General features: G+C 35.4%; 22 protein-coding genes and 4 pseudogenes. 7 read left to right on the plus strand and 19 right to left on the minus strand.

Going from position 1 to position 23,274, the window contains the following annotated elements:
* From udk to ACSYSF_RS04225, 9 genes are all read right to left on the minus strand, one after another.
* Nucleotides 1–657, minus strand: coding sequence for a uridine kinase (gene udk / locus ACSYSF_RS04185; protein ID WP_489868661.1), 657 nt, complete (start codon nt 655–657; stop codon nt 1–3).
* The gene (locus ACSYSF_RS04190; RefSeq protein WP_489868628.1) at nt 654–2,024 is read right to left on the minus strand and encodes a sensor histidine kinase; all 1,371 of its coding nucleotides are present in this window, start codon (nt 2,022–2,024) and stop codon (nt 654–656) included. The genes udk and ACSYSF_RS04190 overlap by 4 nt, the downstream gene beginning before the upstream one ends.
* A 19-nt stretch (nt 2,025–2,043) precedes the next feature.
* Entirely contained in the window at nt 2,044–2,757 is a 714-nt protein-coding gene (locus tag ACSYSF_RS04195; RefSeq protein ID WP_489868629.1) for a response regulator transcription factor, read from the minus strand.
* A 124-nt stretch (nt 2,758–2,881) separates the two neighbouring features.
* Nucleotides 2,882–4,099 carry an MFS transporter gene (locus ACSYSF_RS04200; RefSeq protein WP_489868630.1) on the minus strand — a complete coding sequence of 406 codons (1,218 nt, stop codon included), beginning with the start codon at nt 4,097–4,099 and terminating at the stop codon, nt 2,882–2,884.
* Nucleotides 4,100–4,215: 116 nt separating this feature from the next.
* On the minus strand, nt 4,216–5,352 hold the full coding sequence (gene rpoD / locus ACSYSF_RS04205) for an RNA polymerase sigma factor RpoD (protein ID WP_489868631.1): 1,137 nt from the start codon (nt 5,350–5,352) through the stop codon (nt 4,216–4,218).
* Between the two features lie 10 nt (nt 5,353–5,362).
* Nucleotides 5,363–7,210, minus strand: coding sequence for a DNA primase (gene dnaG, locus ACSYSF_RS04210; RefSeq protein WP_489868632.1), 1,848 nt, complete (start codon nt 7,208–7,210; stop codon nt 5,363–5,365).
* Between the two features lie 135 nt (nt 7,211–7,345).
* On the minus strand, nt 7,346–7,474 hold the full coding sequence (locus ACSYSF_RS04215; protein ID WP_489868633.1) for a hypothetical protein: 129 nt from the start codon (nt 7,472–7,474) through the stop codon (nt 7,346–7,348).
* Between the two features lie 237 nt (nt 7,475–7,711).
* A complete protein-coding gene (locus ACSYSF_RS04220; RefSeq protein WP_489868634.1) occupies nt 7,712–7,981 on the minus strand; it encodes a hypothetical protein in 270 nt (89 codons plus the stop codon).
* Nucleotides 7,982–7,986: 5 nt separating this feature from the next.
* Nucleotides 7,987–8,253, minus strand: a complete 267-nt coding sequence (locus ACSYSF_RS04225; protein ID WP_491737258.1) for a hypothetical protein — start codon at nt 8,251–8,253, stop codon at nt 7,987–7,989.
* A gap of 422 nt (nt 8,254–8,675) precedes the next feature.
* Between ACSYSF_RS04225 and ACSYSF_RS04230 the strand changes: the two genes are divergently transcribed.
* Together ACSYSF_RS04230 and ACSYSF_RS04235 are read left to right on the plus strand one after the other, a co-directional pair.
* Complete coding sequence (locus tag ACSYSF_RS04230) at nt 8,676–8,936, plus strand: hypothetical protein (protein WP_489868636.1); 261 nt, start codon at nt 8,676–8,678, stop codon at nt 8,934–8,936.
* A complete protein-coding gene (locus ACSYSF_RS04235; protein ID WP_489868637.1) occupies nt 8,933–9,319 on the plus strand; it encodes a hypothetical protein in 387 nt (128 codons plus the stop codon). The genes ACSYSF_RS04230 and ACSYSF_RS04235 overlap by 4 nt, the downstream gene beginning before the upstream one ends.
* 320 nt (nt 9,320–9,639) lie before the next feature.
* Here ACSYSF_RS04235 and ACSYSF_RS04240 read toward each other — a convergent pair whose 3' ends face one another.
* From ACSYSF_RS04240 to proB, 3 genes and pseudogenes are all read right to left on the minus strand, one after another.
* Nucleotides 9,640–9,852 (minus strand): hypothetical protein, encoded by a 213-nt coding sequence (locus ACSYSF_RS04240; RefSeq protein ID WP_489868638.1) that lies wholly within the window; start codon nt 9,850–9,852, stop codon nt 9,640–9,642.
* 15 nt (nt 9,853–9,867) lie between these two features.
* Nucleotides 9,868–10,107 carry a hypothetical protein gene (locus tag ACSYSF_RS04245; protein ID WP_489868639.1) on the minus strand — a complete coding sequence of 80 codons (240 nt, stop codon included), beginning with the start codon at nt 10,105–10,107 and terminating at the stop codon, nt 9,868–9,870.
* Nucleotides 10,108–10,195: 88 nt separating this feature from the next.
* Nucleotides 10,196–11,016, minus strand: a pseudogene (gene proB, locus ACSYSF_RS04250) (glutamate 5-kinase).
* 172 nt (nt 11,017–11,188) lie between these two features.
* On the opposite strand from proB, the gene dsdA reads away from it, so the two are divergent.
* A complete protein-coding gene (gene dsdA / locus ACSYSF_RS04255) occupies nt 11,189–12,502 on the plus strand; it encodes a D-serine ammonia-lyase (RefSeq protein ID WP_489868640.1) in 1,314 nt (437 codons plus the stop codon).
* A gap of 6 nt (nt 12,503–12,508) precedes the next feature.
* On the opposite strand, the pseudogene ACSYSF_RS04260 reads toward dsdA, so the two are convergent.
* The 4 genes and pseudogenes from ACSYSF_RS04260 to ACSYSF_RS04275 all read right to left on the minus strand — a co-directional run bounded on the left by ACSYSF_RS04260 (nt 12,509) and on the right by ACSYSF_RS04275 (nt 17,486).
* A pseudogene (locus ACSYSF_RS04260) lies at nt 12,509–13,619 on the minus strand (MFS transporter).
* Nucleotides 13,525–13,791 (minus strand): annotated as a pseudogene (locus tag ACSYSF_RS04265) (family 43 glycosylhydrolase); the annotation flags it as partial. The pseudogenes ACSYSF_RS04265 and ACSYSF_RS04260, both read right to left, overlap by 95 nt.
* A gap of 648 nt (nt 13,792–14,439) precedes the next feature.
* Nucleotides 14,440–15,951: pseudogene (gene abc-f, locus ACSYSF_RS04270) on the minus strand (ribosomal protection-like ABC-F family protein).
* Nucleotides 15,952–16,256: 305 nt separating this feature from the next.
* On the minus strand, nt 16,257–17,486 hold the full coding sequence (locus tag ACSYSF_RS04275; protein WP_489868641.1) for an ArgE/DapE family deacylase: 1,230 nt from the start codon (nt 17,484–17,486) through the stop codon (nt 16,257–16,259).
* A gap of 267 nt (nt 17,487–17,753) precedes the next feature.
* Between ACSYSF_RS04275 and ACSYSF_RS04280 the strand changes: the two genes are divergently transcribed.
* The 4 genes from ACSYSF_RS04280 (at nt 17,754) to ACSYSF_RS04295 (ending at nt 20,545) form a co-directional block, all read left to right on the plus strand.
* Nucleotides 17,754–18,506 carry a threonine/serine exporter family protein gene (locus tag ACSYSF_RS04280; protein ID WP_489868642.1) on the plus strand — a complete coding sequence of 251 codons (753 nt, stop codon included), beginning with the start codon at nt 17,754–17,756 and terminating at the stop codon, nt 18,504–18,506.
* A 31-nt stretch (nt 18,507–18,537) separates the two neighbouring features.
* A complete protein-coding gene (locus ACSYSF_RS04285; protein ID WP_489868643.1) occupies nt 18,538–18,987 on the plus strand; it encodes a threonine/serine exporter family protein in 450 nt (149 codons plus the stop codon).
* 451 nt (nt 18,988–19,438) lie between these two features.
* Nucleotides 19,439–19,834 (plus strand): DUF1310 family protein, encoded by a 396-nt coding sequence (locus ACSYSF_RS04290; protein WP_489868644.1) that lies wholly within the window; start codon nt 19,439–19,441, stop codon nt 19,832–19,834.
* Between the two features lie 141 nt (nt 19,835–19,975).
* Complete coding sequence (locus tag ACSYSF_RS04295; protein ID WP_489868645.1) at nt 19,976–20,545, plus strand: DUF975 family protein; 570 nt, start codon at nt 19,976–19,978, stop codon at nt 20,543–20,545.
* Between the two features lie 55 nt (nt 20,546–20,600).
* Here the strand turns inward: ACSYSF_RS04295 and ACSYSF_RS04300 are convergent, their stop codons facing one another.
* From ACSYSF_RS04300 to ACSYSF_RS04310, 3 genes are all read right to left on the minus strand, one after another.
* Nucleotides 20,601–21,203 carry a hypothetical protein gene (locus ACSYSF_RS04300; RefSeq protein ID WP_489868646.1) on the minus strand — a complete coding sequence of 201 codons (603 nt, stop codon included), beginning with the start codon at nt 21,201–21,203 and terminating at the stop codon, nt 20,601–20,603.
* Between the two features lie 85 nt (nt 21,204–21,288).
* The gene (locus ACSYSF_RS04305) at nt 21,289–22,362 is read right to left on the minus strand and encodes a DUF5105 domain-containing protein (protein WP_489868647.1); all 1,074 of its coding nucleotides are present in this window, start codon (nt 22,360–22,362) and stop codon (nt 21,289–21,291) included.
* 242 nt (nt 22,363–22,604) lie between these two features.
* Nucleotides 22,605–23,270: an amino acid ABC transporter permease gene (locus ACSYSF_RS04310; protein ID WP_489868662.1), complete on the minus strand. Its 666-nt coding sequence runs from the start codon at nt 23,268–23,270 to the stop codon at nt 22,605–22,607.
* Nucleotides 23,271–23,274: the final 4 nt, after the last annotated feature.

Consider the following 23,274-nt stretch of genomic DNA (forward strand, 5'->3'; position numbering starts at 1 on the left):
CTACGCTTTATTTTTATTTAAAATATCACGAATTTGTGCCTCTAGCATACCAATACCAACAGCGTTAGCACCACCTTCAGGCAAAATAATATCAGCATATCGCTTCGTTGGTTCCACAAATTGATGATACATTGGTTTTACAGTTTCAAGATACTGACTCACCACTGAATCTACTGTACGACCACGTTCCACAATATCACGTTGCATACGACGAATGAATCGTAAATCATCATCTGTATCCACGTATATTTTAATGTCTAACAGATCACGTAATTTAGGTTCTGTAAACAATAATACACCTTCTAAAATAATCACATCAGCAGGTTTAATGGTTATTTTTTCAGTTGAACGTGTATGATTCGTATAATCATAGACAGGTTGTTCGATAATTTGACGATCTAATAATTGCTTCAATTGTGCAATTAATAAATCATTATCTAAAGAATCAGGATGATCATAATTTGTCATCCGTCGTTCTTCCATATTTTTATCACTTTGATCACGATAATAAGCATCTTGCGGAATCATGACAACTGATTCTCCCGCTAAACGTTTAATAATGTCTTGACTCACTGTGGTTTTACCAGATCCAGATCCACCTGTCACACCGATGACCACTGGGCGTGATATTGACATATATAGCCTCTTTCTTTTTATTGCAATGGCAAGGTAACAGTTATTGTTGACCCAACCCCAACTTGACTTTCTAATTCAATTTGTCCTTGCGCTTGTTCAACTAAATCATGAACAATTGCTAATCCTAATCCTGTTCCAGGAATCGACTTTGTTCGAGACTTGTCGATGCGATAAAAGCGTTCAAAAATACGACTTTGTTCATCACTAGGAATTCCAAGTCCCGTATCTTTAACAGCAAAAGCTAACTCATTAGCCGTTACCATTGCAGAAACCTTAACAGTACCATTTTGACGATTATACTTCATCGCATTACCAATCAAATTAGTTAAGATTTGTTCAAACACACCCTTATCTTGTTTAACCATCAAAGTTTCACTAACTTCATTCTTAAGCGTAAGGTTCAACTTATCCTTAGGTTCTTTGGTATTGAAAATTTTATCAACCATTTCAGCCATATTGAATTCTTGTAATGAATGTGTTTGCTCAGGGACTTTTGCCAAAGTCAAAATATCATCGGTTAAATCTAGTAATCGATTTGTTTCAGATTGAATAATTTCTAAAAATTCTTGTCGGTCAGCAGGATCATCTTGTGCGCCATTTAGTAAGGTTTCGGTGAACCCGGCAATCGCCGTTAGTGGTGTTCTCAACTCATGCGATGCGTTGGCCACAAAAGCAGTTTGCATATCTTTCATTTGAATAACTTCCGTCATATCATACAAAAGTACCAATAACTCATAGTGGCGTTTTCGCGTTTGATAATATACAACAGACACATCAACTGTCTTATCTTCAACTTTTACAAGCTCGCGCACATTCTTTTTTTGCTTTAATGATTGTTCAATTAATTCCATTAAACGATGATATTTAATAACATTATCGTAATGTTGATTAACTAATTCACCAGATACCCCCAACAATTGACGCGCCTGCTCATTACCCTGGATAATTTTTCTTTCCGTCGTAATTTGCAAAACACCTAGAGGCATGTTATCCATCAACGTCTCCATCGTACTACTTTGCTCTTGCATAATTTTAATACGTTTACTATTAAGATGTTGAACATCATTAATTGCTGCTGCTAATGGTGCTAATGAATCATCTGGACGCATCAATACATGAGCTGTATGTGTATGTGTCGTTTCCAAGTCTTGCAACTTTTCAATAAATAATGCCAAATGGGCATCACGACGTTGACGTTGCATTTCTAACGCTAATGTCGTCGCACCAGATAAAATCATTGATAACAACACCAATACATGCCATTTCAAGGTCACATTCTGATCACCTGTTAGCGAAGTTAACCATAGAATAAGCCAGATAATAACTGCATATAAAAACCAAAACAGCACGAAACGTTTTGCTGATGCAATTAATTCATCAATATTCATTTATTTTGTCCTCCTTATATTATTCATCATGAGAACGATCAAAACGATAGCCAAAACCTCGTACTGTTTTTAGATAAACCGGGTTCTTAGGATCGAGCTCAATCTTATCGCGCAAGTGTGATAAATGCATATCAACCATTCTGGTATCAGGGCCAGAAAATTCATAGCCCCAAACACCATCTAAAATAGATTCTCGACTCAACACACGACCTTCTCGTTCAGCCATATATGCTAATAATTCGTATTCTTTTGGTGTGAGTTTAACGACTTCACCATCAAACATTACAACCATTTTATCAAAATCAATTGAAAGATGACCATATGATTGTATCCGTTTAAGATTATTTTCTGTCGTAGAAGGACTCTTTTGATTAAAACGACGTAACACCGCATGAACACGCGCAATGACTTCACGTGGACTAAATGGTTTCGTCACATAATCATCGGCACCAATTTCCAAACCAACCACCTTGTCAATTTCATCATCTAATGCTGTTAACATGATAATTGGTATTTGATTCTTTTCAGCACGTAATTCACGCGTCACATCAACACCACTTATTTCAGGTAACATAACATCTAATAGCACAACATCAATCGAATCCTCACGAATTATATCTAGTGCTTGCTGACCATCTTCTGCCGAGACAACATCAAAACCAGCTTTTTTTAAATTGTAAGTTAGTAGGGTTTGTAATGATGGTTCATCATCAACAACTAAGACTTTTGTCATAATTAAACTCCCATATCATATATTAACTATAAGTTTACCACGAAAATCAACTCTTTTGCGGCTTCGCATTAATATAAAATATATACTTTCTTTTCAAAAGAATGAGCATTCATTTATAAAGAAGCTATTGTGTTAATTTTTGTGCATGTTGTTTACTCAAAAGTTTAATCACCATCATACCACCAACTAGTAGCATTCCTAATAGAAATAGCGTCCAAGGTCCCATTATTGAGACACCGTATCCTAATGAAATCGTAATTAATGGTGCAAATAAATCAGTGGCAAAAAATGAAATACCAAATACTCGTCCTAAATAAGCTGGCTCACTAGCCTGTTGTCTAACCGTATTAATTTTGATGACAAATGACGAACGTGCAAATCCATATAGAATAACTAATAAAATAAATACCCATAATTGCTGTAGGAATGTCGTCAAAATAAAGGCAATTCCAAGAACATAAAAATCACGATACATCGAACTCATCGTATTATATTGCGGAAATTTAGCAAGTAAGATACTTACTAGAACACCTGCAATAGCTGCCAAAGTTAAGGCTGTCGAATAACTAGTAGCCGTACCATGGTAATTATGTTGAATCAAATATGGCATTGCCAAAATAAATCCTTCAAAGAAGAAATTAGTCCAAATCGTCAATAACATTGACTCAAATAGTTTAGGAGATTTTTGTACATATTTAAACCCAGCAATTAAGCTTTGCCAAAATGGTTCTGATTCTTCATTATTGTCTTTGTGTTCAGGAATATATTTAATTGCCAAATTGAATAAGACCGTGATTAATAACATCAATCCTAAAATCTGCAAAAATGTACGCAAGTCAATCCACTTAAAGTGTAACAAAAGACCACCAACTAATGGGCCCAATGCTTGACCCGTTGAAAAGGCGGCACTTGCCCAAGCATTAAAACTAGCCAAAGACTTTTTGTTGATAACATTAGGTAAAATTGCTCTAGTGGCTGGATACGAATATGAAACATCAACATTTAGAATAAAAGTCAGAATAAATAAAATCCATATCTGTGGTTTTGCTGGATCAATCAAAAACGACAAAGTAAGTGCCCCGATTGCCCCAAGCGAATCGGCAAAAAGCAAAACTTTTTTACGATTAAACCGATCTAAAATTGAGCCAACGAAAATATCATTGACGACATAAACAACAAAACCAAAACCCGTTAATAGTCCTAAAATTTGTGCATTACCGTAGCTGGCAACTAAAAACCAATTAAGCCCAAATCGATAAACACCATCACCAAAAACAGACGCAAAATTAGATGCTAATAACGGAAAACTAAAATTTGCTAATTTAGACTGCTTTTCTACCATCTATTGTCCCCTTTCATTTACCTCATTTAACCCATGATAATTACTCTTTTATTTAAAAAGAGTGGTTTTAACCATGCTTACATAGTTAAACCACTCTATTATTGTTAGTTTATTGCTTAATCCATGAAATCACGTAATTGCTTTGAACGTGATGGATGGCGCAACTTACGTAACGCTTTTGCTTCAATTTGACGAATTCGTTCGCGCGTCACCCCGAATACTTTACCAACTTCTTCAAGGGTACGAGTACGGCCATCTTCTAGACCGAAACGTAGACGCAAAACGTTTTCTTCACGATCAGTCAGTGTATCTAGTACTGATTCTAATTGTTCCTTTAACATTTGGTATGCGGCTGAATCAGCTGGTGATACGGCTTCATTATCTTCAATAAAGTCACCCAAATGTGAATCATCCTCTTCACCAATTGGTGTTTCCAATGAAACAGGCTCTTGTGCAATTTTCAAGATATCACGAACTTTTTCAGTTGCAACATCCATCTCAGCACCAATTTCTTCGGGTGTTGGTTCACGACCCAAATCTTGTAACAAGTTACGTTGGATACGAATTAACTTATTAATTGTTTCCACCATGTGAACTGGGATACGAATCGTACGTGCTTGATCAGCAATCGCACGAGTAATTGCCTGACGAATCCACCACGTTGCATAGGTTGAGAATTTAAATCCTTTACGGTAGTCGAACTTTTCGACAGCCTTCATCAAGCCCATGTTTCCTTCTTGAATTAAATCAAGGAATTGCATACCACGACCAACGTAACGCTTAGCAATTGAAACAACCAAACGCAAATTGGCTTCAGCTAGTTCCTGCTTTGCTGTTTCGTCACCATTTTCAATTCTTTCGGCCAATGAAACCTCTTCATCACCAGTCAACAATGATACACGACCAATTTCCTTTAAGTACATGCGTACCGGATCATTAATCTTCATACCAGTTGGTGCATCTGCTGCTTGTTTAAGTTCCTTGGCTGATAACTTAGTCTTTTTGTTTTCCAAAGCTCGGGCAGTTGGTTCACCATGTTCATCAACGATAGAAATACCAGCTGATTCAACTTGATCGTACAAATCATCAATTTGATCTGCATTCAAAGCCATTGGTTTAACAACTGCTTTTTGTAAATCAACTTCCTTGATTTGCTTATCTTTTTTAAACTCTTTAATGATGCCTTTAACCGCTTTGTCAAAATCTGCTTTGTTAAATGCAGTATTTTTACTCTCTGTTTTCTTTGCAGCCATTATAAACTCCTTAGTTCTTGTTGTTCTTGTTTTGCTTTTGTTTTAATGCCGCCATATATGCCACACTTAACTGTGCCACCCGTGCATGATCTTTAACCTGGTTGGCTTCTTTAATATCTCGTGAAAGCTGTCGTATTTTTTCTTCCAATGGTGCTTCATTATTAATGAGATTAATATATTCAGAAACTTGATCACGATCACTAAATAATTGTGAATCAATATCTGACATCGAAGCTAAAATACGAGTTAATTCTGGTTTTTGCACATAATCCATAAATGCTGCCATATCATTGATTGGCTCCTGCTGATTTTCTTGGCGATATGCCATCGCAATCATATACAAAGTCTCATAAGAAACGTCGCGAAACGAAAAGCCAACATAATTAGTGACTTGTAACCACACATCATTATCACGCAACATCCATGCAAACAATATCTTCTCAGCTTTTTCAACACGTGATTCATGCCGTTTAACAGTCACATTACTCGTGTTGTTGAAACTTTGTTTGCTATTAGACTTGTATGTGGTTGTTTGCTGCGCTTGTCGTTGTAAAAGTAACGGCCTAATTTGATCCTGTAATGATTCATAACTTAAATCAAATTCATTAGACAACTGATTTAAACAACGTTCTCGAACCACAGGTTCTTGAACCGTTGCAATAACCGCAAGGGCATCACTAATATAAGCAAAAAATTCTGATTGATTATTTAAATTACGATCAGTTTGTAAATACCGTAAGTTAAATGCGACAGGATCTTCAATATTATGCAATAATACTTGATTAAATGTTTCAGCACCATTAGCGCGTAAATACTCATCCGGATCTTGATTATCTGGAATATGAATAACCTGTGCTGACAGTTTACCATGCTGGGCAATTAAATCTAAAGCACGCTTAGTAGCCTTTTGGCCAGCCATATCTGAATCATATGTGATACTAATTTTATCAGCCATACGTGATAACCGTCGTACTTGTTCAGTCGTCAATGATGTTCCCATCGAAGCAACCCCATTGCGGATACCAGCTTGGAATGCTGCGATAACATCCATAAACCCTTCAAACAAAATAACTGTTTTTTGTTTCTTAATTGTATCCTTAGCCAAATCTAAATTAAATAATTCGGCTGATTTATTAAACAAAGGGCTTTCTGGTGAATTAATATATTTTGGTTCATCATCATCACTGGTTAATTTACGTCCTGAAAAAGCAATCGGATTTCCAGCACTATCACGAATCGTAAACAATACACGATTTGCAAATCGATCATGTAAACTACCATCAGACCATTCAACAAAAAGTTCTGACTTACGTAACAATTGATAATCAATATTTTGTGTTTGGAAATAATCGTACAAAATATTTCCTTCAGGTGCATAACCTAACATGAAAGCATCAATTGTTGCTTCATCTAAACCACGTGAAGTCAAATAAGCAAGCGCTTGTTCACCAGAAGCTGTATTAACGAGCAAATGATGGTATAACTTAGCCGCTTCTACATATAAATCACGCAAAGCTTTTGTTTCTGAATCAACGGGGGCATCTTTTTGATTATCTAAATAAGATTCATCTAAATCAATTCCTGCTTGTGGTGCAATTTTTACAACGGCTTGTGGGAATGATATGTTTTCAATCTCCATTAAGAAGCTAAAAACATTACCACCACGTCCACACGAAAAACAATGAAAGATTTGTTTCTCTTCATTAACTGAGAACGATGGTGTTCGTTCCTCATGAAAAGGACATTTACCAAACAAATTGCGTCCTTGTTTTTTTAACTGCACATACGGTGAAACGACATCGACAATATTGACACGTTCACGCACTTCTTCAACGAGGTGCTGCGGAATTTTCGCCATAATATCTCACCTCCGCTTCAATCAAAATGAACTTTTCTAGCTCTTATAATTATACGCCTGAATATTTAATATGCAAGCATCTTGTCAACCCCTATGAAATGTTAGAAAACTTGTTATGATAAGGTTCTTAACTTTCTAGTAAGATATTATGTAAACTTGACAATGAAGGGCCACTTCGCCTTTTAAGACCTTAACTTTGGCCTCGGCAGCGGCTAATTCGATTTGTTTCTTGTCTAAATGCATTGCTAATTTCTTTGATACCATGTGTAATCTCCCTTAAAAAATTATTTTAATTTCTTAATTCTAGGGTTATCGTAACGATATTTTATAGTCCTTAGGGAAAAGTGAACCATTTCATACAAAAAATATTTATCCAAAAAATAAGTACGCTACAAGTTAGATATATGTCCAACTTGTAGCGTACTTAAAGTTTTATTTTTAATTTTTACTTAATCTAATAAATATTTTAAATAAATTTCATATAGGTGAATTAAAAAACGCTTACCTTCCAAAGAATGGTGCAACACTGAAAACACCTTCAATCCATTGACTTCGGTGCAACTTTTTTAACAGTATCCGACCGTCTTCCGATAATGAACCATTAATAGATAACACTCGTAGCGCCTTAATCAAATCTAATATTTCTTTATATTGATTTTTACCATTAATTCTATTAATTGTATCACCTATAACATTTTTTTCCTCTTCATTTACATTTCGGTGTTTCTCTAAAAAATTTAATAGAAATTGTTTTTTGTCATCTTTAAACATATTATCTACCTCAAAAATTGCCCAGATGCCCATCTACCAATAGTCTGTGACCAATTATTAAAAACCACATTAATTGTATGCTGCGTTGATGAGGTTATCTGAAGCACTTTCCATTCTTTTGTGTCTTTATTATAAAAAAATGCATATGGTTCAGCAGTATATTTATATTCCCATTTCCCAGCAGCTCCTGTAGTAGCACCATTTGCAACTTGTGAACGGTCTTGTAATACGTTTACATTATCATCAGCTAATATAGGATTATTAGTTGCCAAAAGCAACGTCATACCACAAGTAGCTACTAACATACCAGCATAGATGAACGTATCTTCATTTAACTAACTATGTAACAAAGGTAACATTTTGAAACTTTTTTGTAAAATAACCTGTCTATATTACGTTCCCCAGCCCCCGTAAGCGGGGATCAAAGCAGGTTTACGCCTGCCACCACCTGATGTCACTGGGCCTGCCTTATGTGCCTATCATTTATAGCATGACAGCAGTTAGTCCTAAGTCGCTAGCGACTAAGGACAACTAGGACCAAGCACAAGGGTAAATAGCACGGCTGCGCCGCCCTTGTGCTCGGTCCCGCTATCTGCTAAAGATTTCCCGTCACAACGACAAACCCAGCAACAACAGGCGGTTGCTGGCAGAAAAAATTTTCGTCACACCTAGTCAGTATTAAAGGAGTTTTAATATGTCTCAAAATTTAACCGATTTTTCATTAGCGTTTTTAGCAGAACGTGGTTTCCGACCCACACCGCTACCTTTTGCAAACGACAATTTTGATGATATTGATTTATCAACTGCAGAAATTGATAACTTAATAACCGCTTTACAATTAGCAAAAGCGCACCATGAACAAGTAACCATTCGTTTAAGTAATGCCGACTATCAAAATGATGTCAAAAATCTAAAAACATTTCTTAAATACACTGAACAAGGAGAACAAGCATGACCAAAACTTATTATGATGATTTTACAAAACTACCCATTGCTAAAAGGGCGCAAGCTATGGCAGATATAACCTACGGTTATCAAGAAACCAAAGTCCCTAAAGAACACTACAAAAAAGCTTTAGGCACTGGCTATGAAAAAATGGTGTCGGCAAACGTCAGTGTGAGACTGGTTGAAACGATTTACAACATGCTGATTGGCCTACAAAAGGAAAGCCCCCGGCTATTCTTTCAAGCCTTAGTTTTAATTGATACCGGCGTTAAGCCCAGTACTATGTCAGCTAGTCAGTATCAAGCGTTATCCGTTGCCACTGATGAATTTGAGCAAACAAAAAAGGCGCATATGTTAAATGAACAAACTGAACTGAACCCCAAAAATTGTTAGTTTAATTTTATAACTATTTCGATTACCAAAAGTGCAGAGTACTTATACAAATTTAATAATTTAACTCGAAAATAACCTAAAACATATTTATATGGAAATATAAATATATACTTCATTTTGATATATTTTTTATAAATTTATATTTTATTGCAATAATTTATGATAAAAATTAATTTAAATATATTTATGGATACCCAACAAGTATCACTTTACCTCATATTATCTAGCCATTCCATTTGTGAATGTGCATTATATGCGTCTCCTGCCATTTGACGTAGCGGAATTAAAATATCAACATACTGATTCAACCGCATAAATTGCTATGCGACTTCATGTGGGGTCTCCGTAATAACTTGCACTACATCCTGAGGTAACTCCTGTTCACGCAACACATCACGAATAACTGTCGCAATTTGCATATTATTATGTATTGCTTCTTTACCACCACGTAAAATAACGGCATTCCCGGATTTAAAACACAGTACCGCTGAATCAACCGTGACATTTGGGCGTGCTTCATAAATAATGCCCACAACGCCCAATGGCACTCACTTTTGACTAATTTCTAATCCTGCTTGTGTTGTCCAACCGCGTTCAATATTCCCCAACGGATCTGGTAAATTAGCAACCTGTCGAACACCTGCTGCAATCCCCGCAACTCTATCTGCATTTAACGTCAAACGATCAACAAACTTATCTGCTAGTCCTGTCGTATCTGCTAAATCAGCCTGATTAGCAATCAAAATCTTCGTCGTTTGGGTCTCCAATGCATCCGCAATTGCCAGCACGCTTGATTTTTAGCGGCTGTTGATAATTGTGCTAACTGTTGTGCAGCCTGCTGTGCTTTTTTCCCAATTTCAATCAATAATTCTGTCATTATTGATGTACCTCATTGGCGTCATCAGGAATAAATAAGGTTCCCAATTCTTCACCGTTCATAATATTAAAAATAATTGATGGATTAGCCCCATTTGCCAAAACCATCATTTGATTATGTGCTAAAATATTAGCAGCTGCTTTCAACTTTGTCGTCATACCACCTGTACCGAACACTGATCCTGCACCACCTGCTTTTTTAGCGAATCAACTTTCACTTGATGCAATTCCTTAATTAATTTCTCATCTGGGTCTTTATGAGGATTACTCGTATAGAAACCATCAATATCTGATAACATAATCAACAAATCTGCGTGAGAATGAATCGCAACGATTGCAGACAGTTGATCATTATCACCAAAAGTTGTTCGATGATCCAATTCATCAACAGCAACCGTATCATTCTCATTAACAACGGGAATGACTCCCCATTCTAGCAATTGTTTCATCGCTTTATGAACATATTCACAACTTTGTGGGTAATCTAACACATCATGCGTTAACAATACTTGACTAATTTTTTGACCATATGCAGCAAAACGTTGCTGATAAACCGTCATTAATTCACTTTGTCCAATGGAAGCTAAAGCTTATTGCTTTTGAATCTGCTCTGGTCGCTTTTGCAAACCCAATTGACCCATTCCAGTGCCAATCGCTCCGAACTAACTAAAATCACTTGTTTGCCTTCGTTGACTAAGCCAGCTAGGGTATAACTCAACTAATCAATTGCCTGCAAATTTACCGTTCGCATGCATCAAAGAACTCGTACCAATCTTCACAACAATCCGTGAAACATGTGTCATCTGGCGGGCTGACTCCATATAACTCGCCTCCATTTCTCATTAAGTTTTACCTTAAGTGTGCAATAGTCCACGAAAATAATATAGCAATAAATAAACATCGCTCATGTTATATTACTTAACACAATTGGTTTCGTGCTACTTTCTTCGCGTTATAATAACGCTATAATTTAAAGGCGAAAGGATTGATAACATGAACTTAGAAACGTTGATAACAAAACATCCCCAAATCAAAGATTTAATCAATGAACAGCCAATTTTTTGGCGCAACCCAGATTATGCTCAGCAGGCTGATCTCCCTTTTTCAAAATCAGATATTTTTGATGCCGTTGCTCGTCTAGACCGCTTTGCACCTTACTTAGCGACTGTCTTCCCGGAAACGGCTGAAACAAACGGCATGATTGAATCTCCCTTGATTTTATTAAATAACATGCAAAAAACTTGGAATCATCAAAACCATCAGCTTGCTGGTCATTTGTATCTAAAAGCTGATAGCCAATTACCAATCTCCGGCTCAATCAAATCTCGCGGGGGTATCTATGAAGTACTAAAATTTGCCGAAGAAATCGCAATGACTCATGGTAACTTAGCTTACATGGATGATTATCGTATTTTAGCTTCTGATGAATATCGCCAGTTATTTGCTGATTACGGTGTTATCGTGGCTTCAACAGGTAATCTTGCACTAAGCGTTGGCATTGTTGCTGCCACTTTCGGCTTTAAAACAACCGTCTACATGTCACATGATGCTCGTCAATGGAAAAAAGATAAATTACGTGAAAATGGTGTCACTGTCAAAGAATTCAACACGAATTTCTCAGAAGTCATCCCGAAAGCACGTGCTGATGCTGCGCTTGATCCAAATAGCCATTTTGTAGATGATGAGGGTTCAAGCGATTTATTCTTAGGCTATGCTGTTGCAGCTGTTCGCTTACAAAAACAGCTAAAGAATCAGCACACTGCAGTTGATTCAGACCATCCGGTCATCGTTTATCTGCCAGCAGGTGTTGGTGGTAGTCCAAGTGGCGTGACCTTTGGGTTAAAAACAATCTTAGGTCCTGATGTGCACGCCATCTTCTGTGAACCAACACATGTTCCTTCTGTCACCCTTGGTATGATGACAAAATTAAATGACCAGATTTCAGTCTATGACATCGGTCTAGATGGTTTAACCGCTGCCGATGGTCTGGCAGTTGGCCGTCCATCACGCGTTGCTGGTAAGGTCATGCGGACATTGCTATTTGGTAGCGTCACCTTCCCTGACAATGATATTTATCGATATGTCACACAATTAGAAGATACACAGCATATCACTGTTGAACCTTCAGCGGCTGCCGGTTTTACAGGTATTGCACCAACTATTAAAAATATACCCGCATTCAATACAGCCAATGCAACTCATATCGTTTGGGCAACCGGGGGAAGTATGATGCCACAAAGTGAGCGCGATGACAATTATGCTAAAGGGAAGCAACTTTTAAATCAGTCAAAAGGCGTTCTTATTTAACAATTTCTAAACACAAAAACGATCGAAATCCGTTACCAGATGTCGATCGTTTTTTATTAGCCAAATTATCCGTGCGATGATCACTCCGCGAATTCTCCCTCCTGAGCTGGTTTCTCTTTCTTCAATATAAACACCGTAATAAGTGTCACACAAGCGACTAATGCAGCTAAGCCGAAATATGTCGTATAGAAGCCTTACACTATCATACAAATCACCTGCAATTGTCGAGAAAATAAACACCGATATTTGTTTTGCAAAATTAAATGCCAAGGAGTAAATCGTGGCATACAATCTTAAATCAAATGCGCCAGCAATGTACTTCAAGTGGCATCTCAAATGATGCAAGCAGACGAACAAATGTTAAGAACCAGAAATTAGGTGCAATTGCACTCAATGTAATCCGTAAGAAAGTTAGAACATCATAAGCAATCAGTCCATTCTTAGCACCAATTTTATTAATGATCCATGGCATTGGAATCATTAATAAGGCTTCTAAAGCAATTTGTATTGTAAGCAAACGACTATATGCCACAGTTCCAGCAGCAGCACTAGTAAAGAATGTTTGATAAAATACTGGGAACTGCTGATCAAACACATCGTAAATAGCTGATGTTCCCATAAAGAAAATACTTAAAATCAAGAAATTTTTAATTTTAAAAATGGATAAAATTATTTTAACATTTAAAGGTGCTGAACTTGCGCCTTCTACTGCATCTTTATTAGCAAAGTTAATACGATCACCAAAAATTACCAGACAAGTTAAAATGATCCCAGCAAGTAAACATATCCAGAAAACCAAGAATGAATTTTTAACAAACACCAAGCCAGCAACGAATGATGCTAATGCACCTCCAATTGAACCTCCCATACGGGCATGACCATACTCAAAGCCATTAGCTAAACTTGCACGTTCAACATAAGATTCAATAACTGACACCAGTGCCCAAAAAACTCCAAAAATGCTTTTTTGATGTATTTTGCGTTTGATCCATAATCTATACCTTCTTTTTATTAAAGAGAAATTAATCAACATTAAATGGGGTTGGTTTGCCAAATACTGGAAATCCTTTGTCACCCCAAGTAAATGGTTGCACCAGTGTATGACGATTTGAATCATATAATGGATTCCCTTTTATATCTAAGTAATTACGTACGTGATATACTAACAAATCAGTTTTATCATCTTCTGCAACGGTAAAAGAATTATGTCCCAGACCATATAAACCATTATCAATATCGGATTGAAAGATTGCATGATCAAGTTTATGCCACTTATTTGCATCTAAAATAAGCTCCTATAGTGATGTTATCACACGAATAAAAATTGTGCGTAAATACAGTATAGGAGCCATCGTTATTTAAATGATTATTTAGCAACCAACGAATTGGCATTTGTCTTTGATTTTTCTAATATAGAAATTTAGCTAACAATATTTTAAAAGTTTTGCCATCTTAATAATAAAAAATCCTATGTGCTAATTAAGAGGCGCTTGTCACTTGGTATTCAAACACTAAGGCTAAAATTTGGGGATTTTTCATAGCTATGGTATAACTTATTTGTAAACGAAAAGCCCTGTGCTTCCAACACGAGGCCCAGGTTACTTCAACGGTGACTGACTTAAATAATTTATTTAAACCGCCAAACTCGTCAAAGTAAGGGGCGGTTTTTATTATGTCTTACTTCTTGTTATAGTTGTCGATATATGTCAACAACGCTAACAAAAAGCTCGCGAACAATATCACTAAATATACATTGCGTCGTGAACAGACATTTTTTGGCTGATCCTCCTTTCGTTAGATTCTGGTGTCCATGAATGACATTCATAGGCATCATCTTCTTCCTAATGGAAAGTCGGCCACCGCCTTTAACCTGTAACATTAATAATTTTTAAAACTAATTTCTACTAATTTAACATAGCCACTTAGTAATTAATGGATTAATCACTAGGATTAGTTGGTTCTAACCACACCCTTTGTGTAGCAACATTTTCCAAAAATGTTTCATTGTGTTCAACAATTAACATCGTCGGTTTAATCAATTGAATCACTTCTTCTAATTGTTCTTGATTAAAAATATCTAGATAATTTAACGGCTCATCCCAAATGAATAATGCTGCTGGGGTTGCTAACGATTTAGCTAATTCAACACGTTTCTTTTGACCCATACTCATATCTTCAATACGCGTACTAAAAACCTGTCTTGGTAATCCTAGTTTATGCAAATTATGTAATAACTCTTCATAAGTAATATGATTTTGCAATGCAAAATCCTGCAAAGTACCAGTATTATCATCATAATTTTGACGGACATAACTGATATTAATGCCGTTAGCTATCATTAATTGCCCACTAATTTGTCCTTCAAAATTACCAAAAAGATGATGAATAATTGATGACTTACCCGCCCCATTATCTCCTTCAATAGCTAGGCGGTCACCCCTATTTAATTCAAATGTTAATGGTTTGAACAAGGGTTGGTTATCATAACCCAATTGCAGATTTTTCGCTGTCAAAATTAATTTATGATGTGTTGTTTGATAATTCAGAGTTAGTGAGTCAACATATTCAATTTCTTTTAACAAATTTTCTTTTTCTGTAATTTTCTGATTCATGTGTTTAACTAAGGTTTTCGAACGTTTCATGGTTCGTGCAGCTCGTGCCCCAATAGCCCCAGTATCAAAAATTGCCCCACTACCTTTTACATGACGGTTACCGTATTTATCATGTTCACGGCCGTATGACCATTCCGCTTTTTCAGCAGCTGTCTGTCTTAAACGCCCAATTTCATGCTGTAATTTATTATTTTGGACTTGTTCATAATTATCACGCATACTTTTCTGCGTTTCATACACAGAAAAATTGCCTTTATATAGCACTAATTGTTTCTTTTCAATTGTGATAATATGATCAACAACCGCATCCACAAAAGCACGATCATGACTAACCAAGATAAAACCTTGTTTCTTTGCTTTTAAATATTCAGCAACTTGATGACGTGCTTTTTGATCCAGATGATTTGTTGGCTCATCAATTAACGGAATATTACCTTCACGACTAAATAGCAAAGCTAAAAGCACTTTAGTTTGTTCCCCGCCAGATAAACTGGCAAACGGTCGCTACAAAATATCTTCATTAACTTGCAGTAATTGTAATTCTTTTTCAACCCGCCATAATTCAACTTCACCAGTTTCAGTAATGGCATTATAAGTTAATTGCTGACTATCTTGAATAGTTATCGGAAAATAATCAAACTTTTCCTGTGATAAAATTGTTCCTTGATAGGTATATTTACCCATTATTAACTTTAATAAAGTAGTTTTCCCGCGACCATTACGCCCAATTAATCCTAGTTTCCACGTGGTATCCAATATTAAATTGACGTTATCAAATAAATAACTTGGCTGATTTTCAAAACCAAAAGTAACATTTTTTATTTTGATATTTCCCATATTAATGACCTCACTTAACGACTTTAAGTGATAAAAATGGGCGCAAAAAAACCGTCCCAAAAAATACATATCACCAAAAAAGTTCACAAACCACCCCTATACATAAATAAAGTGGCCTAATATTTTTCTTGTGATATTAATTCTTCAATGGACAGTTCCTCAATTCGTTAATTATTAGCTAATATAATAGCATGCTTAATCATTATTGTATCATAAAAGAATACCTAAAACACGATATTATCAGTGTTTGAGGCGCTTTTTATATTGATTAACTAGTTATTATATATAGCATTATTTTTTCTATGCTACTTACCAAACTCCGTAAATAACTGCTTATAAATTTCAATAAAATCCAAGTATTGTGACTTTGGCACAAATTCATTATCTTGATGTGGCGTATTATTTCCTGGCCCATACATTACAAAATCAAATCCTATTGGTTGGTCAATGATTAATTGACTGGCATCAGTTCCACCAGGAACCCCTTCAGCAATAATATCACCAGATTTGTATTCTTCAATTCCTACTGCCTTAGTCTCTGCAACCAATTCCTTTATTTCATCATCAGACATTTTGTCATTAGAAACAAACGGTGCTGCTATACGTTGAATATCCTTCATCAGCTTAGAATCACTGTTACCACTAATAGCTGTAACATCCATACCTACTGTAACGGAGATATCACCTGTCCCTGAATCATTATATGTTTTAACAATGTCTTGCAACTTTTCCCAGAGCTTAGCATTATCAAACTCTGGAATTGTCCGAATATTAATGTCAGCTTGAGCAAAAGACGGAATCGCGTTAACCTGATTACCACCCGTAATTGTATCAATATTAATAACCGTATCACCAAGCACATCATCCTTAACGTCTGCTGTTACAGTTTTGATACCTGACTTAATTTTTTGCAAAACATTAATCAAATGTTCTACAGCATTATTACCAAGATACGGCATTGAACTATGAGCAGCTTTTCCGGCTGATTTTACAACAACATTCAACTCACCTTTATTTGCATAAATAACACGGTAACTGCCTGATGGTTCTGCAATCAACAAAGCATCAACATTATTCATATATCCTTGATCTTTAAGCGATTTTGCGCCAGGCATACCAACCTCTTCACCAGCAGTAGCTAGCAACCGAATTGTGCCAGGAATTTTTGCATCACTTTCTTTTAATTCCAGCATAGCAATTACCATTGCTGCCAAACCAGCTTTCATATCCGTTGCACCACGTCCATAAAGATTGCCATCCTTTTCTGTTAACGTAAATGGATTTGTATCCCAATGATCAGCATCAACCGCAACAACATCCATATGACCAGAAATTGCCAGTACTGGCTTACCTGTTCCAAGTTCAGCGACGAAATTAGCACGTGTGTTCGAATCACCTAAAGGTAAAATTTTATTTTTAATACCTGCTTCATCAAACAATTTTTTCAAATAAACTGCAACATCTTTTTCATAATCATTCACAGATTGAATTGCAATAATGTCTTTTAAAATTGATAACTTTTGTTCTTCTCGCATCTCAAATTCCCCCAATAAATTTTTCTGTACTTTACTTAAGGTAAATTACGACAATTAGTTTATGGCAAACTTAACATCTTGCTATACGAATATAAAAGTCTTGAGCAGTTTCAAAGTATTATGCACTTTTTCTCATTTTGCTAACCAAACAATTTTATTATGTACTTGTCACTTTTAAGAAATTTCATATAAACTTGATAGTAATTAAATTGACTAGAAAGGATGGTCAGCAGTTAAATTTTTTAACCTGCAACCAATGAATAAACTATGACATCAATAAGTAAAGTCATCGATGTTGGTGCTTTGGCAGGACAAATGTTGATTGAATCAGGCGCAGAAATGTGGCGTGTTGAAGACACGATTAAACATATTATTAATCATAATTCAGTAGTCGAAACCGAAGCATTCACTAGTTTAACTGGTGTGCTAGTCAACCTACAAGATGATTCATCAGCAACTCGTTTTGTTCAAGTCGCTAAGCGTGGTATCAATATGAATAAAATTCATGTTATTAATCATCTATCCCGTCAATATTCTGAAAACGTGATTGACATTAATGAACTAAATCAACGTCTGCTTGAACTTAATAAATCAAAAAGCCTGTATCCCCTATGGCTACAAACATTAGGTGCTGGTTTAGAAAGTGCTTTTTTGATGATTACATTTACACAAAAATATGATTGGTTTGATTTACCAATCACATTTATCGCTGGTGCATTAGGTTACATTGTCGCTTGGTTTGTCAGTGAACACGTTAGAATTCGTTTTATGAGTGAATTTTTAGGTGCTTTAGCCGTTGGTATAACTGTTCTAACAGGTGTCCATCTACACCTTGGTATTAGCATATCCAATATTATTATTGGTGCGATTATGCCATTAGTACCTGGTGTGCCGATGACAACTGCACTACGCGACATATTTGAGGGAAACCTACTGTCGGGTATCGAACGCATGATTGAGTCACTAATTATAATTAGCGCCATTGCGTTTGGAATTGGTGTCGTCCTACGCTATGCATAGACTATATATTAACTTTTAGAGGTAACAAAGTATGACATTTTTTCATTTTATAATTCAATTTATCTTTAGTTATCTAGGCACTTTCACTTTTGGACTATTCATCAACGTACCTCCAAAAATGTTAAATGATGCTAGTTTACTTGGTGGTTTAGGCTGGATCACTTACTGGGTAATTTTTAAACTAGGTGATGGTTCAATTCTTGGTAATTTTATAGGTGCCCTTGTCGTTGGATTAGGTGGTATTGTTTTTTCTATTCGTAAAAAAGCACCTAGTACTATTTTCAGTATTCCTGGCTTAGTACCCTTAGTTCCTGGTGCTAGTGCCTATCAAGCCTTAACGTCATTTGTTAATCAACAGCCTGTAGAAGCATTAACACAAACCATCCATGTTACTATGGTTACAGGCGCCATTGCTTTAGGGTACGTGACTTCACAAATGATTTCTGAATTTGTTTATAAAAAGCGACCCAAAAAATCATAAACTTTTTCAGAGGAGATAAAAAACGGCAAGTTGACGATTGGAATAAGATAAGTTTAATTAAGCACTCACGCCACCTTAAATGGCCATATTCCTAAATTTTTTGGTGATATGGCCATTTTTTCTGATCGTCGAATAAAATTAACATAATCACTTCTTGCTTTGATTCTACTTATATTATTTTCTGGTGTTCATGAATAACAGTCGTAGGTAATTAACCTCTTTCAACTAGAAATTCGTCCACCACTTTAAGAAAAGCCGTCCTTTCATGAAAAACAAACCTAATCTTGTCATTGCATTCACAGATAATGCTAAAATAATTTTAGGTAGTCTGTCCATTATGATTATTCAAATTTTTTGATCAAGTATGTCAATCAATCTTCTTACTAAAATTGTCTACATATTATTAACAGATTTCCTTAGTAATCTTTCTTTTGAAGACAGGTAGGAAAACATGAAAAAGAAAATTATAATTACAATACTAGTCAGCAGCATTCTAATTATTTGCCTAGTCATTGGCAGCATAATAGGCATAAATCATTACCTAGATAAAGCAGAAAATCATCAACATAAAGTAATGATTAATTATGTCAAAAAATATCACACCCTTATCGAAGATGAGCTACGCGAATCTGATAAAAATAATTTCATAACAAAAATCACTATTAATTATAAAACCGTTGAACACAATCCCATGGGTGGCATCGATGTTGAGGGCTATGTCAACAATGATAAATCTTTGGAGTTTAGTGGTGGCATAGATAAATATACAGTTGAAAACAAAACACGAATGGAATCTACTGGGTTAGTTATTTCACGTAAATTAGATAAAAAATTAGGAAATGAATAGATTTATAAAAATACTCCGCAAGAATGTGCATGGTTCATATTCTTGCGGAGTGTTCATATTCTTTCACCTAGCTATTATAGTTTCTTATTATCTTTAATAAAATTACGACATCTTACCTAAAATCAAAAAAGCATTATCAACTTGTTTAAAGCCAACTTTCGGATAGTACTGCAAAGCACTTGGTTCAGTTCATGGCATAATTTTTGCATTTCATGCCTTTTTCTAGTTGGTTGGTTCGTCCTTATTGGTGTTGGTGACATTCTAATACAGACAGCAGTCGTCATGCTCATTTTTTCAAGCGTTAGTTTTCTAACACCGCCACCATTGACGTTTATAATATTAGGTATTTCATTGTTAATTGGTAATCCTCTATATTCAGCTTCAACCATATCAGCGCATTTGATACTAGCCTTGGGTGTTTTTATGATGATTGCTTTTACTGTCATTACCATAATGAAAGAATATAAATATATTTTAGTACCATTTGTTGGTTTTAAAAATCAATCATTAAGCAGCTTCCAACTAATTGAACCATCACGCCGTTTGATGAATGGCCATCATTGGGAAGTATTTGTCATACATTTAATTTTTTTCTGGTGGATTTTACTCACTTTGATTACCTTTGGACTTGCTGGATTTTATACAATTCCATATATGAAACTAACTTTGGCTGGGTATTTTGATAACTTAAGCCATGAACGGTTTACATAAGACAATAAACGCCATAAATCTATTTTGACTTATGGCGTTTATTTTTATAACATTATCAATTTTGCTTGCCTATTTGAAATTTTTGATTTAAAAATTTAAAGACCGCAATCATGCCGGTTTGAATCATTAAATTAATGACTAGCAGAATTTCAACTGTTACTTTCCAATAAACATTAATTGGTTTAGTTGACACACCAGCACCATCAGTGTAAATATAATTATCTGCTTTAATTAACATATATAGCCATATACCAGTGAAACATAAAGCTACCCAACGCATGATACCAAATCGGTAAGGTTTAGTTTGTTTGAAAACAAATGGTATTGTTAATGAATAAAACGGTATGATAAACAACAAGCCGTAAAGACCTAAAGTAACTAATAATACCAAAGCATAATTACCTGACTTTAAATATAAATAAACCATTTCCTTAAAACCGCAAATTAATGACAGCACTAACATGACTATGCTAAATATCAACATACTTCTTTTAAATGATTGATTCTCAATAATAAGGGATCGTTTATAAACTAATTTTTGTAGCAATTTAGCCAGGCTGTTACTGAGCAACCAAACAATTACACCTGTTAATAGACCTGCCAAAATATGTGGCCAAGCGTACATAATCATTTGCATAATTCCACTTACTTGTTGCATACTTATCTCCTTGAAATACGTTAAAAAACCACCAAATTCTGTTAGAATTCAGCAGCTCAATATATTTATTCAACTAAACTTTTTTCTAATTGAAGTTACCAGTAAAATCTTTTTGCAGTTGTTCAAATGCATAATTTGATTCAGATGTATCAACTGTCCACTTCTTACCATCTTTGACCAACTTAATATCTTGACTATCACTTTCACGAATCGGCATCTCATTTATAACCTCTGGAAACTTCTTAACGAGAGATTCTTTAACAGCGCGATCAACATCACTATAAGACATATCACCATTCGCATTTTCTGATTCATCAATTTGTCGATGAGCTTCAGTTATCACTGCTGATAAATCAGTTAACTTAACCACAGTTGGTGTAACCGTAATTTCTGCCGTAGTCGGTGTAGCTGTCTTAATATCATATGTGACTGAGCCCTTTTTATTATTTAAATCTTGAATTTGTTTAACCATATTAGTTGCTGCCTCATCGGCAATTGTATTATTAAAGGCGCGTGTTTCGAGAAAATCACGAGCAGCGTTTCGATAAGCAACTTGTTCGTCTTGTAATTTATTATTCAACAATTTATCAAAGTTACCATTATCATCTGTTTTATTTAAGAAAACACTATCAACATAACTAGTCATCGCTTTTTGTGAATCTTGTGTATGATCTTCGTACTTATTAGTGTTTACCTTAACTTTGGTCGTTGGCATCTTTTTAGAACCTGATGCAACTGGAGAGACTTGTAAGGTATACTTTTTGTCCTTAGCTACTGGGAAAACAACGTAACCAGTCGTCACATCTTTTTTCCCAAGTTTTTCCAAATTCATAGTCGAGAAATCATCCCCACTACCGTAAACATGAACTGATTTAATAGTCTCACCACTTTTATCTTTAAGCTTAATGTCATTACTCATCAAACTATGTTTGGGACCATTATTTTTAATACGCAAATTCAAAGCTAAATATGCTTTGCCCTTGGATAAAACTTTTTGATCATCGGGAATAATGTATTCACCACTTTTAATTGTTACAGCATCCCCATTTGCAAGTGCTGATTTTTTCTGAGCGGCAACACTACTTGTACCTGTTCCTATTACCATTCCTACTGTCATAAAGCTCAAAACAATCATACTTAATTTGCTATATTTTTTCATAATAAACACATCCTTTTTATTAAAGTTAAATCTGTCAATTTAAAAAATCCATTCATCATTTAATAAAAATATCGTTCTAATTGTAATGTAATAATATAATTAAATTATAACAAATTTATTATAAATACTCTTGTATGAACAACTTATTTGCCAATAAAAAAGTTCCCAAAAACTAGTATGAAAGATATACAACATTCAAATGTTGCTATTAGTCTTTTGGAAACTTCACTGATATTAAATTTTTAATATGCTAAATGTCGTTCTAACATATTTTGTGCAATGGTTAGCAACCAACAGAAGAACCAGTATAACACCGCTATCATGATATAAATTGACATATAATCTTGATCAGCACCTGCGACAATCTGAGCACGCATAAACATCTCACTTACCGTAATCATCGCTGCTAAAGACGTTCCTTTAAACAAATCTAGTAAAATATTCCCCAGTGCTGGAATCGAAATGCGAAACACTTGTGGAAAGATAACTTTACTAATGACTTTGCGATAAGGTAGTCCCAACGAATAGGCCGCATCCCACTGACCTTGACCGACTGCTAAAAATGAAGACCGAAAAACCTCTGATACAAAGGCGCTACTTCCTAATGTAAAAGCAATCACTGCAGCTGGGAAAGCCGCTGTTTCAAAGCCAAAGTAAATAACAAACAAGATTACCAACATTGGCACACCACGCATAAATGAAACGAACCCACGTGACAACCAACTGAATAATTTAATATTGCCTAGTCGTGCTAGCGTCAAAAGTAAACCCAGAAATAAGGCTAATGCAAAACTGATTACCGTTAGGCCTAATGAAATTGGAAACCCTGACAAAATAGAGGGAATTGCCGAAATAGCGACTGGTGCATCAAAGAAATTTGGTATTGAAAGATAATCTAAAAACGACATTGCC

The organism is Weissella sp. ESL1139, assembly GCF_058506735.1.

Bases quoted from the DNA above. Each gene is read 5' to 3' on its own strand.
- ACSYSF_RS04190 (WP_489868628.1), bottom strand. From the start codon at position 2,024: ATGAATATTGATGAATTAATTGCATCAGCAAAACGTTTCGTGCTGTTT.
- ACSYSF_RS04195 (WP_489868629.1), bottom strand. From the start codon at position 2,757: ATGACAAAAGTCTTAGTTGTTGATGATGAACCATCATTACAAACCCTA.
- ACSYSF_RS04200 (WP_489868630.1), bottom strand. From the start codon at position 4,099: ATGGTAGAAAAGCAGTCTAAATTAGCAAATTTTAGTTTTCCGTTATTA.
- rpoD (WP_489868631.1), bottom strand. From the start codon at position 5,352: ATGGCTGCAAAGAAAACAGAGAGTAAAAATACTGCATTTAACAAAGCA.
- dnaG (WP_489868632.1), bottom strand. From the start codon at position 7,210: ATGGCGAAAATTCCGCAGCACCTCGTTGAAGAAGTGCGTGAACGTGTC.
- ACSYSF_RS04215 (WP_489868633.1), bottom strand. From the start codon at position 7,474: ATGGTATCAAAGAAATTAGCAATGCATTTAGACAAGAAACAAATCGAA.
- ACSYSF_RS04220 (WP_489868634.1), bottom strand. From the start codon at position 7,981: ATGTTTAAAGATGACAAAAAACAATTTCTATTAAATTTTTTAGAGAAA.
- ACSYSF_RS04230 (WP_489868636.1), top strand. From the start codon at position 8,676: ATGTCTCAAAATTTAACCGATTTTTCATTAGCGTTTTTAGCAGAACGT.
- ACSYSF_RS04235 (WP_489868637.1), top strand. From the start codon at position 8,933: ATGACCAAAACTTATTATGATGATTTTACAAAACTACCCATTGCTAAA.
- dsdA (WP_489868640.1), top strand. From the start codon at position 11,189: ATGAACTTAGAAACGTTGATAACAAAACATCCCCAAATCAAAGATTTA.
- ACSYSF_RS04275 (WP_489868641.1), bottom strand. From the start codon at position 17,486: ATGCGAGAAGAACAAAAGTTATCAATTTTAAAAGACATTATTGCAATT.
- ACSYSF_RS04280 (WP_489868642.1), top strand. From the start codon at position 17,754: ATGACATCAATAAGTAAAGTCATCGATGTTGGTGCTTTGGCAGGACAA.
- ACSYSF_RS04285 (WP_489868643.1), top strand. From the start codon at position 18,538: ATGACATTTTTTCATTTTATAATTCAATTTATCTTTAGTTATCTAGGC.
- ACSYSF_RS04290 (WP_489868644.1), top strand. From the start codon at position 19,439: ATGAAAAAGAAAATTATAATTACAATACTAGTCAGCAGCATTCTAATT.
- ACSYSF_RS04300 (WP_489868646.1), bottom strand. From the start codon at position 21,203: ATGCAACAAGTAAGTGGAATTATGCAAATGATTATGTACGCTTGGCCA.
- ACSYSF_RS04305 (WP_489868647.1), bottom strand. From the start codon at position 22,362: ATGAAAAAATATAGCAAATTAAGTATGATTGTTTTGAGCTTTATGACA.
- ACSYSF_RS04310 (WP_489868662.1), bottom strand. From the start codon at position 23,270: ATGTCGTTTTTAGATTATCTTTCAATACCAAATTTCTTTGATGCACCA.